Origin of the sequence: Leptolyngbya sp. NK1-12 (assembly GCF_032598965.1) — a bacterium.
Lineage (GTDB): Bacteria > Cyanobacteriota > Cyanobacteriia > Elainellales > Elainellaceae > Elainella.
Window position 1 is genome coordinate 3,270,514 of record NZ_CP053586.1, and the last position, 14,180, is coordinate 3,284,693.

Sequence of the window (14,180 nt, forward strand, 5' to 3'; positions counted from 1 at the left end):
TGAACTTTTCCTCAAAAATTTTGGCACCTGAAGAATGAAGAGTAGCAATCAATACCAGTTGCCTGAATGAGGATTTGTCGCCGGGTGCCCCGCCTCACCCCTGCCTTATCCCCGCCTCAAGGTTATTAAGTGTTGCCAAATATTAAGGACTGTGTGGAGTTGAGCTAGGGGGTTGACTTTAAACGAAAGCATAGTACATTTGTTTTAAGTTCACTTGTACCAACCCTTTCCACTAGACCTATGCCACAGCAACTCCAACTCTTTGTTGAGTCAACCGTTGATTCAACATCAGAATCATCCCCCCAACCTCCTGTGCTCAACCTCTCCTCAATATCGCTAGCTGCTGACTCTTGGGATGATACGGGTTCTGACTCTTTGCTGGAACAAACTCGACAGCTCTTTCAACACAATGGCTCCAATACAGAGCTGATGGCACAAGTCATGGCTGCAATTAGAGCACTTGACGAAATTTTTGAACGGCCTTGTGAGCATCAATTTGAATAATTTGAATAATTTGAATAGATGTAAGAGTAACTAGTTTTCTGCAAAGTCCGTTCTAGATACAAACCTCCATCACAGTTCCTGGTTCGATCGTCCTGCTCCTAGGGCGATCGTTTTTATTTGCTCTGAGTCTTTGACTGTTACAAATGCGCTATCGTAGGTCTGAACTGGCGTAAGAGAAGAGATGTGAACTATATTTGCGTATTTTGTGGCTCTAGTTTCGGCATTCGGCCTGCCTACAGACATGCAGCCCAAGCAATGGGAACTGCCTTAGTTGAGCGGGGTATTGGTTTGGTGTACGGGGGTGGCCAGGTGGGATTGATGGGGCTTGTGGCCGATACAGTGATGGCCACAGGCGGTGAAGTGATTGGCGTCATCCCCAAATTTTTGGCTGAAAAAGAAATCGCCCACAGCGGCCTGACCCAGCTTCATCTGGTTGACTCCATGCACGAACGCAAAGCCCTGATGGCAGACTTGGCCGACGGCTTTATTGCTCTGCCCGGTGGCTACGGTACTCTAGAAGAATTCTGCGAGGTGCTGACCTGGACCCAGTTGGGTTTACATCAAAAACCGCATGGTTTGCTGAACGTGGAAGGCTACTACGATCACCTGATCCGGCTATTCGACCACGCCCTGAGTGAAGAGTTTGTTCGCCCCCAACACCGCTCGATTGTGTTGACCGCTGCTACACCTGAACAACTGCTCGATCAGTTTGCCGCCTACCGGCCCCAAAATGTAGCCAAGTGGGTTGAAGATATCAAGCCATAAGCGCTTGATGCGTTGTTACCGATTCAGCTTGCCATTCAGCTTGCCCATTCAACCCCATTCAATCTATTTGGGGTTAGATTCCCCGATCCTTGAGGCGTTCGTATTTGGTCATGTGAACCGAAATATCCCGCCGCTTGCGGCGGGGTGAGTTTATTCAATGACTGCTACAACGATGGCTACAATTGGTGCAGCTAACCTTCCTCTCCCTGCCCTATGTTCCCTATTTTCTACTCAGACGAATTTTTGGAACACGATACTGGTTTCTATCATCCGGAAAACGCAGGTCGCCTAACAGCCGTGACTACTGCATTGCAGGCAACCACTTGGGCAGACCAACTCGAATGGTGCACTCCTACTCCGGCCTGTTTAGAGGATGAGCGGCTGGCCAATGCCCTCTATGCCGTGCATCCGCAGCGGTATGTTGAGGCGCTCAAACGCTTGGCCGATGAGGGAGGTGGTCATATTGACCCGGATACAGCTGTTTCTCCTCGCAGCTACGAGGTGGCCTTGTTAGCAGTGAATGCTTGGCTCGATGGAGTTGATCGGGTGTTGCAGGCGAAGCAGCCAGCTTTTGCGCTCACTCGTCCCCCCGGTCATCACGCCCTTGCTCAACGCGGGATGGGCTTCTGTATTTTCTCGAATGCGGCAATTGCGGCTCTGTACGCCCTGCGGCAGCCTCAGGTAGAGCGAGTGGCGATTCTCGATTGGGATGTGCACCACGGGAATGGAACTCAGGCCATCGTCGAAACCAATCCGGCGATTGTCTACTGTTCGCTGCATGAATTTCCCCACTATCCGGGCACTGGTACAGCTCAAGAACGCGGCAAGTTTGATAATGTACGCAATTTTCCAATGGCGGCAGGCAGCAGCCTCAAAGACTACCAGCCGTTGTTCGAGCAGGAAATCATTCCTTACTTGCGGGATTTTCGTCCGAATTTGCTGATCGTCAGCGCTGGATACGATGCCGCCAAAGCCGATCCCCTGGCTCACATCGCTCTCAATCCCAGCGACTACGGCCTTTTCACCCAGTATTGCTTGCAGTTGATGCCTCAGGTGCTCTTTGGTTTAGAAGGCGGCTACGATTACAAGGCTCTAGCAGAATCGGTTGTCAGCACAATCGAAGCTTGCAAAGAGTATTTCTAATCTGTCCTTGCTGATTCAGTAGACCGTCAGCGAAAACGACGCGACATTGCTACCACGAAGCTTTAGACTAGAGGATGCACCTTTTTGAACTGTTGAGACGAGATAGCCATTGAATTCACCCGTGCGTAAGGTCATAATTGCTGGCAACTGGAAAATGTACAAAACCCGTGCAGAAGCACTGGAGATGTTGCAAAAATTTCTCGATCAGCTCGATGAGATCCCAGAGGATCGGGAGATTGTCATCTGTGCGCCCTTCACGGCATTAGAGACGCTATCTAAAGCGCTGCATGGCACACGAGTTCGCCTCGGCGCTCAAAACGTTCACTGGGAAGCCGAAGGAGCCTACACCGGCGAGATTTCTGGCCCCATGCTGGCAGAGTTAAATGTACGCTATGTCGTGATTGGTCACAGCGAGCGGCGGCAGTATTTTGGCGAAACCGATGCTACGGTCAATCTGCGGCTGAAGGCGGCACAAAAACATGGTCTGATTCCGATCCTCTGTGTGGGAGAGTCAAAGCAGCAGCGAGATACAGGCGAAACCGAAACGGTGATCACTGACCAGCTCACCGAAGATTTGGTAGGAGTCGATCAACACAATCTTGTGATTGCCTATGAACCAATTTGGGCGATTGGCACCGGCGAAACCTGCGATGCTACTGAAGCCAACCGGATTATTGGCCTGATTCGCAGCCAGCTCAAAAACCCGGATGTCTCGATTTTGTACGGCGGTTCGGTGAAACCTGGCAACATTGACGAAATTATGGTTCAGCCCGAAATTGACGGTGCCCTGGTCGGTGGAGCCAGCCTGATGCCGGGTGATTTTCTGCGAATTGCCAATTATCAGAGCGCTTAAGCCCGGCCTACGGCTCAAAAACTTGCCAAAAAACTTCGGGGCAGAGAGTTTCCTCTGCCCCACTTAATTAGCTGGAAATTAGTTGGAAGTGCTGCATCCATGCATTCTATAGCTGCTGGATCCTATAGCTGTAGATCGGGCGGCAGCAACACTTGGTCGATACCGTGGACCACACCATTGCTAGCTTGGATATCAGGTTCGGTCACAGTTGCGCCACCAACCGTCACTTGGCCAGCATCGGTAGCGATGTTTACAGGTGCACCGGCAACGGTTTCAACTTCACCGGGTGTAATGTCTGCCGAGGTGAGCGAGTTGGGAACCACGTGGTAAGAGAGAATTTGCTGAAGCTTGTCACGATTTTCCGGCTGGCGCAAGGCTTCCAGCGTTTCTGGAGGTAACGCTCTAAACGCCTCATCCGTAGGTGCAAAAATGGTGTAGGGACCGGCTTGGGCCAGGGTGCTTTCGAGTCCAGCTTCGCCGATTGCTTCTTCCAAAATGCTGAAGGAATCGTTGTCGCTAATCACTTCCGCCACAGTTCCATCGGTTGTGGTCGTTTGTGGAGCTTGGGTTGTGGTCGGGGCTTCTGTGGTCGGAGCTTGAGTCGTATCAGGTGCAGGCGCAACTTCAGAGGTAGTTTGGGGCTGGTTGCAAGCCGCTAGCGTCGCAAAAACGCCCAATCCGGCGGCACTCAACAAAAACTTTTTGAAAACACGATTGCGCTGAAGCATAGCTATATCGGTCCTTTACAAAACATCCTCAACAGAAGTTAACAATCGTGGCACGGCTCAGCCCTCGTCCATGAGATAGACCTTTCGCCTCAATTTTTTCTACCCTTGTCTAGATGTTGAGCAGGTTCCCCAAATTAGTTCGGAAATAATCATTGACTTGAATCAGAAGCTGTTTGCTTTGCACAAAGGTGATTTGCTCCAGCGCAGCTTGGAACGGTAGCCAGGCATAATCGCGGATCTCGTCAGCCTGATAGTTCACCTCTGCTGAATTCACGAGAGCCACAAAATAAGTTACCGTTTTGCGTAGCGTTTTGCTTTTTTTAAAGACGGTATAGGTTTCACTAAAACTGGTGGTGCCAATTAGCCGATAGGCGCGAATTCCTGTTTCTTCTTCAAACTCTCGACAGGCTGACTCAATTGGCGTTTCGCCCAACTCGGCGTGCCCCTTGGGGAATCCCCAGTGCCCTGCTTGATGCTGAATCAGCAAATATTTTTCTGCGTCAACTTCTGGACTAGACCCTCCAGATGCTGCCAAAATGGGCACAATTCCAAAGGCTTGATCGTCTACGCCATTATTACTCGCCATCGTTCGTTCCTAAAGTTGCTACTGCTGGTTCTGATTTCACGTTGGTAACAGCCATATCGCCTCGCTAACCTTAGTTTACAAAGCTAGTTACAAAGCTAGTTACAAAGCTAGTTACAAAGGTCGAAGCACTCCCCAGAAGAGCCATCAGAAAAACCATCAGGAAAAACGCGCGCATCCTGATGCCATACTTGCTATCGGAATTGTCGCTTACTCAATGTTGTTTTAGTACTATGCGAATTGATATCAAACGCTAGGGTGAATGGACCAGCAAAATAAAAGTAGTGAGAATTAGACAATCATTTAGAGCGTCCGGATGGAATTACCAGGATTAAAATCGCCCCAACTTTGAGAAAAGCCATAATATAGAGGGCAATATAGTAGCTCCAGTTTGATTCGCAGCTTAGCTAAACTGCACAACTTACAGAGCATGTCGGTGTAGGATTAGGTAGATTAGTAGCCCCAGATACATAGTGCCCTATGACTTCCACTGCAAAGGTGCCGCGATATTCTCCCGCAACCCTAGAGCGAGCCGAACGAGCTGTTCGTTGTGCTCCCTTTCAATTGAAATTGTTTACAACGATGCGGCGGCAAAGTGTAGATATCAGGGCGATTGCCGGATCTGCAGGCGTTGAAAATGGATACAGCCAGCAGCCGCTTCCAGAAATGGCGGTCGAGCAGTTAATGCTTTGGTTAATTCAGGTGGGACTATTACGGCGAGAGGTGGATGGTCAGGGGTTGACCAGCAGCTTTCGCTTGACCCCATTGGGGCATCTGTTGGTGGAACAGTGGCAGCAAGGAGGTAAGCTTCCTGCCGCGAACTGGCGCGATCGTTTATATAATTCCCTGAGTCGATGGCTTCGTTTGCCGGATTGGTTACAGCCGCTTTAGCAGCGGTGGAGCGACCTGAGGGAATCGCTTGCTTCTGCATAGCAATGATATAGAGGGATGAAGGAGGACTGGCATGAAAGCCATCATGGTTGTGGGAACGACATCTCACGCTGGGAAGTCGCTGCTCTGTACAGCGCTCTGTCGGATTTTAAGCCGACGGGGCTGGCGCGTGGCTCCGTTTAAGGGGCAAAACATGGCGCTCAATGCCTATGTCACTGCTTCTGGGGGAGAAATCGGTCATGCGCAGGCAGTGCAGGCGTGGGCCGCTGGCATTGCCCCACGGGTGGAGATGAACCCGATTCTACTCAAGCCCCAAGGCGATATGACGTCCCAGGTGATTCTGAAGGGCAGAGCCGCTGGCAAGGTGGGCGCGGCCGACTACTACGAGCAGTTTTTTGAACCAGGTTGGCAGGCAATTGAAGAATCGTTGCAGCGCTTGGGTGAGGAATTTGATCTGCTGATTTGCGAGGGGGCAGGCAGCCCAGCGGAAATCAACCTGCGCCATCGTGACTTAACTAACATGCGAGTCGCCAAATACCTGAATGCCCCTACTCTGCTGGTGGTAGATATCGATCGCGGCGGGGCGTTTGCCCATGTGGTCGGCACGTTGGAATTGTTGGAACCGGATGAGCGTGCACTCGTGAAGGGCATTGTGATCAACAAGTTTCGGGGGCAGCGGTCGCTGTTACAGTCTGGGATCGATTGGTTGCAGGAACGCACGGGTATTCCGGTGATTGGCGTGGTGCCCTATTTTGAAAATTCCTTTCCTGCCGAGGATTCTCTGTCCCTGCTAGATCGCAAAGGCGAAAACGCCGCTAACGAAATTACGATTGCCGTGATTCGGCTACCGCGCATCTCTAACTTTACCGACTTTGACCCGCTAGAATCGGAACCCAGCGTTACCGTGCGCTATGTGGGGTTGCGCGACTCGCTTGGCTATCCAGATGCAGTGATTCTACCTGGTTCTAAAACTACGATTGCCGATTTAGTAGCAATGCAGCGAACCGGCATGGCAGAGGCAATTCAAAACTACGTTGCGGCTGGCGGCACGATTCTCGGTATTTGCGGCGGCTATCAAATGATGGGCAAAGTCCTAGCCGATCCGGAAGGAGTGGAGGGGCAGGAAGGTCGCTATCGGGGGCTGGGCTTGTTTCCCCTTAAGACAGTAATTACTGGCCAAAAAGTAGCGCGGCAGCGATTAGTCACGTCTAACTCTCCGCAGGCGGGGCTGCCGGTTGCTGGCTATGAGCTGCATCAAGGGCGTAGTCACCTGGCGATCGAACCCGATCCCGAAACTGGCAAACCTCAATTTCAAACCCTGTTCGATGATTCCAACCTAGGCGCGGTGGATGTCACCCAGTCGATTTGGGGGACCTACCTGCACGGCATTTTCGATAACGGCCCCTGGCGGCGAGCTTGGCTGAATCGGCTGCGGCAGCAGCGCGGCTTAAAATCCCTACCAACGGGCATTTCCAACTATCGAGAGCAGCGGGAAACCATGCTGGACAGCATCGCTGAAGCGATTGGAAAACACCTGGACCTGACGCCGATTCTGAACCATTTGGATAGTAAGTAGATGGAAGGCAGGAGGCAGGAGACAGAATGGGGTTTAACTCCTGTAGGGACAGAGTCAAGTCAAGTCAAGTCAATGGATGCTCTGCTAGACTGTTCACCTAGCTGCAAAAGCCACCCCTACGGCTACTTCTAGCTCCTAACTGCTGACGCCTGACTCCTGTTTCCTAACTCCTCCATCCCAAACCTCCAGGCAAAGGGGTTCATGCTGCATACTGGAACTGTTGACTGTTTCACTAACTGGTACCAAACCCTTACTCAACCAAGTCAATGAGCGTGCAAATTCGGTTCCTTCCAGACGATGTCACAATCGCAGCCGAAGTCGGCGAACCCCTACTGCGCGTTGCTAGCCGAGCCGGATTGTCAATTCCGACCGGCTGTTTGATGGGATCGTGCCATGCCTGCGAAGTCGAGCTGGAGGACGGCAAGATCATCTGTGCTTGCATCAGTTCGGTCCCTCCAGGTTGCCAAGAGCTGACAATCAATTTGTTTGTCGATCCCACCTGGTAGAGGATTTACGTTTTAATTTCTACATGCCTAATTCACCTGATTCTCAATTGCCTGTCCATCAAGCAGCAGTAGCTATGGGCAGTAATTTGGGAGATTCCTACGCCATTTTAGAGGCGGCGCTCAAAACCTTGGCCCACAGTCCGGGGATCATCCTGCAAGCCCAATCGCCGATCTATCAAACCGCTGCCGTGGGTCCGCCCCAGCCTGACTACCTCAATGCCTGCGCTTTGTTTAGCACGACGTTGGAGCCAACGGCTTTTTTGGAGACGCTGCTGCGAACCGAAGCGCAGTTTGGCCGGGTGCGGCGAGAACGTTGGGGTCCCCGCCTGCTCGATCTCGATTTGTTGTTATTTGATGACTTAATCTTGCAGTTGCCCAATCTACAAATTCCCCATCCGCGCATGACGGAACGCGCCTTTGTCTTGGTGCCGCTCAACAACATTGCCCCCGATTGGATCGAACCCGTTTCCCAAAAATCGATCGCCCAGCTGGTTCGGCAGGTAGACTGCTCTTCAGTGCGAGTTTTAAGTTCTAAGTTTTGAGTTTTGAGTTACGGACCATGGGTTCAATCAGTGTTAGGGTAGTTACGCAAAACCCGAAAAACGAAATTTATTTCAGCTCAAACTGAGAACTCAGAACTACTGCTACGATAGGCTACGCTACCAAAACTCAAAACTCAAAACTCAAAACTCAAAACTTCTCCAACCATGCCCATCGGACCCGAACCACCCCAATTGTTACGCCAAAAGCTGTTTTATAAGGGACGTAAATTCAACTTTGAGGTCAACCGGTTGCGCTTGCCAAATCAAGCCGAAGGCGACTGGGAATGTGTCCGCCATCCGGGAGGTGCTTTAGCGGTGCCGGTGACGCCTGATGGCAAATTGGTTTTGGTGCGCCAGTATCGCTTTACAACTCAAGGACGGATCTTAGAGTTTCCGGCGGGTACAGTGGAACCCGATGAAGACCCGGCCACCACGATCCGGCGCGAAATCGAAGAGGAAACCGGCTACCGCGCTCATCAATGGCAGGCGCTGGGCAAATTCTTTTTGGCTCCTGGCTATTCGGATGAGGTAATTTACGCCTTTCTGGCCCAGGATCTGGAAAAGCTGGAAACCCCACCCGGTCAAGATGAAGACGAAGACATGGAAACCGTTTTGCTCACACCTGAAGAGTTGGAGCAGGCGATTATGCGCGGCGATCCAATCGATGCCAAGTCGATTTGTAGCTTCTTTCTGGCCCGTCCGTTTCTGAACGGCTCCTCCAACGGTGCTCGTGACCAGTAGCAGCGCAACCTAGCCGACCTGGGGGCTGCCATACCAGTGCTGCTCAATCGCTTGAGCAATCGCCTCGGCTTCCATCCGATCCTGATTGTCGTTCAGGAGGACTGTGACATGCCCCAGTTTGCGGCCTGGACGGGAGGTTTTGCCATACCAGTAGACATGGGCTTGGGGAAATTGGCTGAGGCGCTGGCGTTTTTCCGCATAGTCGCTGCTGGAGGTTTCATAGCCTAACAGATTCACCATCACGGCTCCTGTTGAAATCAACTGGGGGCTGCCCAAGGACAACCCGCAAACAGCCCGCAACTGCTGCTCAAACTGGGAGGTGACGCAGGCATCGAGGCTGTAGTGGCCGGAGTTGTGGGTGCGGGGAGCCAGTTCATTAACCAATACGTTGCCGTCGCGGTCGAGGAAAAACTCAATTCCAATGACGCCAACATAGTTCAATGCGTCTAGAATGCGGCGGGCAATTGCTTCGACCTGAGCTGTGATGGCTGGGGCAAACGCCGTTACATAGACGCGCCGGCAAACCTGCTGTTCCTGCTGGGTTTCCACCGTCGGGTAGATCACCACCTCGCCATCAATGGAACGAGCAGCCATTACGGCTAACTCACACTCGAAGGGAATGAACTCCTCTAGCAGCCATTGGTTGGGGGCAGCTTTCGGCAAGTCTGACTCAGGATGCTGCAAGATAAAAGTACCCTGACCGTCATATCCGTGACGGCGGGCCTTGAGAACGGCAGGTAGACCAAATTGCAAAACTGTGTGCCTGAATTCCCCATCTTCGCCCTCAACGGCCAGAAATCGCGGCGTAGGCACACCGATGCGCTGCAAAAACTGACGCTGATCCAGCTTGTCTAACAGCGGTTTGAGAGAATCAAGCGTGGGATAGAACCTAGCTGCCGCGATCTGGGACAGGGCCGGTAGGTCAACAAATTCGTTCTCGAACGTAATCACATCGCACTGGCTGGCGAGTTTAGCCGTCGCGGTGGCGTCATCTACCGGAGCAAAAACGGTGGCGCTGGCAATTGCCACAGCCGGATCGGTGGGGTTAGGCGTTTGCACCAGCAGTTGAAGGCCCAGCTTGCGAGCACCCGCTGCCATCATCCAAGCCAACTGACCGCCGCCGATTACTCCAACTCGTTTCATCATTGCTCCTATCGGCATCCCAAAGAGTCTCGTGTAGCCACACCCGTTTTAGAGTTGACGCCGCTGGCATGCTGACAGAGTTCCTTCACCTGAGCGCCATCCAGAATCGCGTCACTGAAGTCTGCGCCAGTAATATCCGTGTTCTTGAACGTCGAGCGCAGCAAAATCGTTTCGACCAAAACGGCATCGCTTAGATCTGCACCCGCAAAGTTAACCTGATCGGCCATCGCGTTCGTCAAGTCTGCTGCGTGCAGATTGGCCTGGGTCAGCACCGAAGCACTAAACACCACCCCCCGCACATCTGCCTCGGCAAAGCTAGTTCGTTCTAGATGCGCGTTAGAAAATTCTGACCCTTGCAGCTCCTGCCCAGAAAAATCCCGTCCGTGCAAATCCGCATTGCTGAAGGACATCGGTATTGTCCAGTCTGCTTCAGCCGGTAAGCTCCAAGCCCAGCTCAGGCTCCAGCTCAACAGCACAATCAAAAGACATTTAGCCAAGCGCCCCATGATGTTCACTCTATTTCTCTCTATCCATCTTATCGAGGATATCTTATCGAGAATTGCTATTGAGGTTGAGGCTGGGGAGCCACATTCATCGTTTGGGCCTGCTGAAGCAGTTGGGCGGCACTGTTGGCCCAGGGTAGATTTTGCTGCGCTGCAAACAAATCTCTGGCATGTTGCAGCACTTGCTGAGCATCGGTTGGTTTGCCCTGACGCAAAAATACTAGTCCGGCTCCGTAGTAGGCATTGGGATAATTGGGGTTGGCCTCTGCCGAGCGGCGAAAGGCATTCAGCGCCTCCTCGAAATTGCCTCGCTGATACCAGATCGTACCCAAGCTGTAGTGGGCTTCAGCATATTGCGGATTAATCGTTACCGCTTTTTGTAAGGCTTCCACGGCATCGCGCACCTGCCCCTGCTGTAGGTAGAGCAATCCCAAATGATAGGCTGGTTCTGCGGCGCTAGAACTTAAATTCATCGCTTTGCGAAATGCTGTCACCGCCTCCTGGAGATTGCCCTGCTGCCGTTTCACCAAACCCATGTTGTAGTGAGCCAGCGCCATGTTGGGATCAAGCTGGATTGCGCGCTGCAGGTACTGTTCCGCCTGAGTGAGGTTGCCGCCTTCTAGCAGCGCTGCGCCTAAATTGGCGTAGGACATAGCAAAGTTGGGATCGGCCTGGATCGCCTGATAAAACGAGGTAGCTGCTGTCTGCAAGTGTCCCTGCTGCCGTAAAGCTAAACCGAGATTGTAGTGAGCTGCTGCCAGTCTTGGATTGAGAGCAACGGCCTGTTGAAAAGCGGCAACCGCCTGATCCACGTGACCCTGCTGGATATAGTCCAGCCCCAGCGCTAACTGAGACTCAGCCGTTGGCCCATTGGTTGGAGGAGCCGGTGATGCCGGTTGGCCAGTTGATGGATTGGGGGCCGGGTTGGGCGCACCATTGGCTTGAGCCAGCAGGCTGGAGGGCGTTTGAGCCACGCTGGGTGAAGCGAGTAGCAATATCCCCGCGCCTAGGGTCACGATTCGCCAAATTTTGACCATCTGCTGATTCCTGCTCATGCGTTGCTCTAGTGCTCGATTCTGGTTTCCGGTTGGACAGCCGTTTAGCGTCTTGTCGCCAGGAATTTTAGCCTAGGACAGCAAAAATGAGCATAAAACTTCTGAATTGATCACCAAAAACAACGTTAGAGGGTGTTTTAAAAGTCGCCGATGCAACCCAAACCGCCCCCTACATCCCCCATTCTGTTGGTTGCCGCGCTCGAAGCGCGAGGGGGGACGTTGAACCAGCCCCCTCCATCCCCCATCCATGGGGGACTGTGAACCAGACATACGGGATCGGAAGTCCCCCACTCGTGGGGGGTTGGGGGGCAATGCAACACGTTTGATACGTTTCAAACATCCTCTTACTTTCCCGGATCTACTTTCCCAGTGACGCTTGGGCACGAGCGTTTCGCAAAATGTTGTTTAACCACTAGAATCAGCGCCAGAAACAAACCGCAGCACACGATTGCCACCAGCGTTTCCCTGAGGCTGGGTGAGATAACTACGATGAACCCTTTTCCCTTAATTAGGGCCGAGAAACTGGAGACGCAAAAGGGCATCAAATATAGCCGGAAGGTCTGCCAATGGTCTTTTCTCCCCCTCTCGCCTGCCGAAACGCTAAGCACCAGTCCAGTGCCAATCACAGCGCTGATTCCAAGAGAATTGATCCACAGTTTGGGCGAAGGATCGAAATGAAAGTAAACCGTCACCAAGTACCAAATTAGGTAACACCAAAGAATGGCTTTACCTAACTTGAGCTGATAAAGATACTGAATCACCCCTTTCATATTTGGAACGGATCTTTTCGCCTGACCCGGTGTTGCACAATCAGCACAGATCGGAGCAAAGCAGTGCGTACGCACCTGAATGCTGCCTCCTCACCGAGCCTAAGGGGATAGGCCGAAACTTTCCGTATTGGGGGTGACGTTAACGGAATGGTTTCAACCGATTACATCGCTGAGGGGAGCGGCTGCCGGTTCCACTACCGCTGTCGGCATTGGTTCTAGTTTGCCAATTGCCGCCTGAATCAGCCCGTGAAAGAGGGGATGGGGTTTGCTGGGACTGGACTGAAACTCTGGATGAAACTGGGTGGCGATAAAGAAGGGATGATCGGGTAACTCGATGATTTCGACTAGGCGACCATCGGGCGAAGTACCGCTGATTTTGTAGCCTGTTTCCAGAAACAAATTGCGGTAGGCGTTGTTGAATTCATAGCGGTGCCGGTGCCGTTCGTAAACCACCTCTTCGCCATAGAGTTTTTCGGTCAGGGTTTGGGGCGTGATCCGGCAAGGATAGAGGCCGAGGCGCATCGTGCCGCCCAAATCCACCACATCTTGCTGTTCTGGCAGCAGGGCAATCACCGGATTCTGGCAGCTAATATCAAATTCAGTGCTGTTGGCATCTTCTAGGTTTGCCACATGGCGTGCCCATTCAATAACCGAACACTGCATTCCTAAACATAACCCCAAAAATGGAATCTTGTGTCCACGAGCGTATTTAATTGCGGTAATTTTACCGTCAATTCCGCGTGATCCAAACCCCCCCGGCACCACAATCGCATTCACTCCCGCCAATAATCGCTCTACCGTATGCGGTTCAATATCTTCTGAGTTAACCCAGCGCAGACGTAGCTCGGTACAGGCAGCAATCGCCGCATGCCGCAGAGATTCCACAACCGACAGATAGGCGTCGCTGAGGCGGACATATTTGCCCACAATCGCCACTTCCACAGTTTGCTGCGGGTGGTGCAGCCGATCCACTAGGGTTTGCCATTCGCTCAGGTCAGGCTGGCGCTGTTCGAGCTGTAACAAGTCCAACACCTGATGGGCCAAGCCTTCGCGCTCCAGGGTGAGCGGCACTTCGTAGATACTGCTAGCATCCTGGGAGGTGATCACGCACTCCACCGGTACATCGCAGAATTCGGACATCTTGTCTTTCAGTCCGGGCGGCAGGGGCCGATCGCAGCGGCAAACCAGAATATCCGGCTGAATCCCAATCGAGCGCAGTTCTTTTACCGAGTGCTGGGTCGGCTTGGTTTTCATCTCGCCCGCCGACGGAATCCAGGGCACCAGCGTCACGTGAGCATAAATCACATTGCGGCGTCCGCCCACATCTTTGCGGAACTGACGAATCGCCTCCAGAAACGGCAGGGACTCGATGTCGCCCACGGTGCCACCAATTTCGGTAATCACCACATCGGGATTGGTGTCTTTGGCGACGCGCAGGATGCGTTCTTTGATTTCGTTGGTGATATGGGGAATCACCTGCACGGTGCCGCCCATATAGTCGCCGCGTCGTTCTTTGTTGAGCACGGCCTGATAGATCGAACCCGTCGTCACACTGTTAAGCCGCGACATGGAAGTATCGGTAAACCGCTCGTAGTGGCCTAAGTCCAAATCCGTTTCGGCTCCGTCTCGCGTCACAAACACTTCCCCATGCTGAAACGGACTCATCGTGCCCGGATCGACATTAATGTAGGGATCGAGTTTGAGAATGGAAACCGAATAGTCGCGCGACTTCAGCAGCCGGCCCAAACTAGCCGCCACAATGCCTTTGCCGATACTAGAAACAACTCCACCCGTAACAAAGACAAATTTCGTCATAATCACCTGCCCATTCACTCACCGCCAGATTTTAACCCATCTATTGTGGCATCGGATGGCGG

At 52.5% G+C, this 14,180-nt stretch carries 16 protein-coding genes; 9 read left to right on the forward strand and 7 right to left on the reverse strand.

Translation table 11 applies throughout. From position 1 onward, the window contains the following. Positions 1 to 240: 240 nt before the first annotated feature. The 4 genes from HJG54_RS13735 (at position 241) to tpiA (ending at position 3,265) form a co-directional block, all read left to right on the forward strand. Complete coding sequence (locus HJG54_RS13735; RefSeq protein WP_316435565.1) at positions 241 to 504, forward strand: hypothetical protein; 264 nt, start codon at positions 241 to 243, stop codon at positions 502 to 504. 183 nt (positions 505 to 687) lie between these two features. Continuing rightward, on the forward strand, positions 688 to 1,269 hold the full coding sequence (locus HJG54_RS13740; protein WP_316435566.1) for a TIGR00730 family Rossman fold protein: 582 nt from the start codon (positions 688 to 690) through the stop codon (positions 1,267 to 1,269). 213 nt (positions 1,270 to 1,482) lie between these two features. Beyond that, the gene (locus HJG54_RS13745; protein ID WP_316435567.1) at positions 1,483 to 2,412 is read left to right on the forward strand and encodes a histone deacetylase; all 930 of its coding nucleotides are present in this window, start codon (positions 1,483 to 1,485) and stop codon (positions 2,410 to 2,412) included. Between the two features lie 121 nt (positions 2,413 to 2,533). Beyond that, positions 2,534 to 3,265 (forward strand): triose-phosphate isomerase, encoded by a 732-nt coding sequence (gene tpiA / locus HJG54_RS13750; protein ID WP_316435568.1) that lies wholly within the window; start codon positions 2,534 to 2,536, stop codon positions 3,263 to 3,265. A gap of 122 nt (positions 3,266 to 3,387) precedes the next feature. Here tpiA and HJG54_RS13755 read toward each other — a convergent pair whose 3' ends face one another. Both HJG54_RS13755 and HJG54_RS13760 read right to left on the reverse strand, forming a co-directional pair. After that, positions 3,388 to 3,993, reverse strand: coding sequence for a fasciclin domain-containing protein (locus tag HJG54_RS13755; protein WP_316435569.1), 606 nt, complete (start codon positions 3,991 to 3,993; stop codon positions 3,388 to 3,390). A gap of 109 nt (positions 3,994 to 4,102) precedes the next feature. Then, entirely contained in the window at positions 4,103 to 4,579 is a 477-nt protein-coding gene (locus HJG54_RS13760; RefSeq protein ID WP_316435570.1) for a bis(5'-nucleosyl)-tetraphosphatase, read from the reverse strand. A gap of 477 nt (positions 4,580 to 5,056) precedes the next feature. On the opposite strand from HJG54_RS13760, the gene HJG54_RS13765 reads away from it, so the two are divergent. The 5 genes from HJG54_RS13765 (at position 5,057) to HJG54_RS13785 (ending at position 8,832) form a co-directional block, all read left to right on the forward strand. Continuing rightward, positions 5,057 to 5,467 carry an Npun_F0494 family protein gene (locus HJG54_RS13765; RefSeq protein ID WP_316435571.1) on the forward strand — a complete coding sequence of 137 codons (411 nt, stop codon included), beginning with the start codon at positions 5,057 to 5,059 and terminating at the stop codon, positions 5,465 to 5,467. A 73-nt stretch (positions 5,468 to 5,540) separates the two neighbouring features. Then, positions 5,541 to 7,043 (forward strand): cobyric acid synthase CobQ, encoded by a 1,503-nt coding sequence (gene cobQ / locus HJG54_RS13770; protein ID WP_316435572.1) that lies wholly within the window; start codon positions 5,541 to 5,543, stop codon positions 7,041 to 7,043. A 266-nt stretch (positions 7,044 to 7,309) separates the two neighbouring features. Beyond that, positions 7,310 to 7,549 carry a 2Fe-2S iron-sulfur cluster-binding protein gene (locus tag HJG54_RS13775; RefSeq protein WP_036005841.1) on the forward strand — a complete coding sequence of 80 codons (240 nt, stop codon included), beginning with the start codon at positions 7,310 to 7,312 and terminating at the stop codon, positions 7,547 to 7,549. Between the two features lie 74 nt (positions 7,550 to 7,623). Beyond that, positions 7,624 to 8,091: a 2-amino-4-hydroxy-6-hydroxymethyldihydropteridine diphosphokinase gene (gene folK / locus HJG54_RS13780; protein ID WP_316435574.1), complete on the forward strand. Its 468-nt coding sequence runs from the start codon at positions 7,624 to 7,626 to the stop codon at positions 8,089 to 8,091. Positions 8,092 to 8,256: 165 nt separating this feature from the next. Continuing rightward, on the forward strand, positions 8,257 to 8,832 hold the full coding sequence (locus tag HJG54_RS13785) for an NUDIX hydrolase (protein ID WP_316435575.1): 576 nt from the start codon (positions 8,257 to 8,259) through the stop codon (positions 8,830 to 8,832). A 9-nt stretch (positions 8,833 to 8,841) separates the two neighbouring features. Here HJG54_RS13785 and HJG54_RS13790 read toward each other — a convergent pair whose 3' ends face one another. From HJG54_RS13790 to HJG54_RS13810, 5 genes are all read right to left on the reverse strand, one after another. Then, the gene (locus HJG54_RS13790; protein WP_316435576.1) at positions 8,842 to 9,978 is read right to left on the reverse strand and encodes a 5-(carboxyamino)imidazole ribonucleotide synthase; all 1,137 of its coding nucleotides are present in this window, start codon (positions 9,976 to 9,978) and stop codon (positions 8,842 to 8,844) included. A gap of 5 nt (positions 9,979 to 9,983) precedes the next feature. Continuing rightward, positions 9,984 to 10,481: a pentapeptide repeat-containing protein gene (locus HJG54_RS13795; RefSeq protein ID WP_316435577.1), complete on the reverse strand. Its 498-nt coding sequence runs from the start codon at positions 10,479 to 10,481 to the stop codon at positions 9,984 to 9,986. Between the two features lie 56 nt (positions 10,482 to 10,537). Then, the gene (locus HJG54_RS13800) at positions 10,538 to 11,533 is read right to left on the reverse strand and encodes a tetratricopeptide repeat protein (RefSeq protein ID WP_316435578.1); all 996 of its coding nucleotides are present in this window, start codon (positions 11,531 to 11,533) and stop codon (positions 10,538 to 10,540) included. A 344-nt stretch (positions 11,534 to 11,877) separates the two neighbouring features. Next, the gene (locus HJG54_RS13805) at positions 11,878 to 12,303 is read right to left on the reverse strand and encodes a hypothetical protein (RefSeq protein ID WP_316435579.1); all 426 of its coding nucleotides are present in this window, start codon (positions 12,301 to 12,303) and stop codon (positions 11,878 to 11,880) included. Between the two features lie 153 nt (positions 12,304 to 12,456). Beyond that, positions 12,457 to 14,118, reverse strand: a complete 1,662-nt coding sequence (locus HJG54_RS13810) for a CTP synthase (protein WP_316435580.1) — start codon at positions 14,116 to 14,118, stop codon at positions 12,457 to 12,459. Positions 14,119 to 14,180 lie beyond the last annotated feature (62 nt).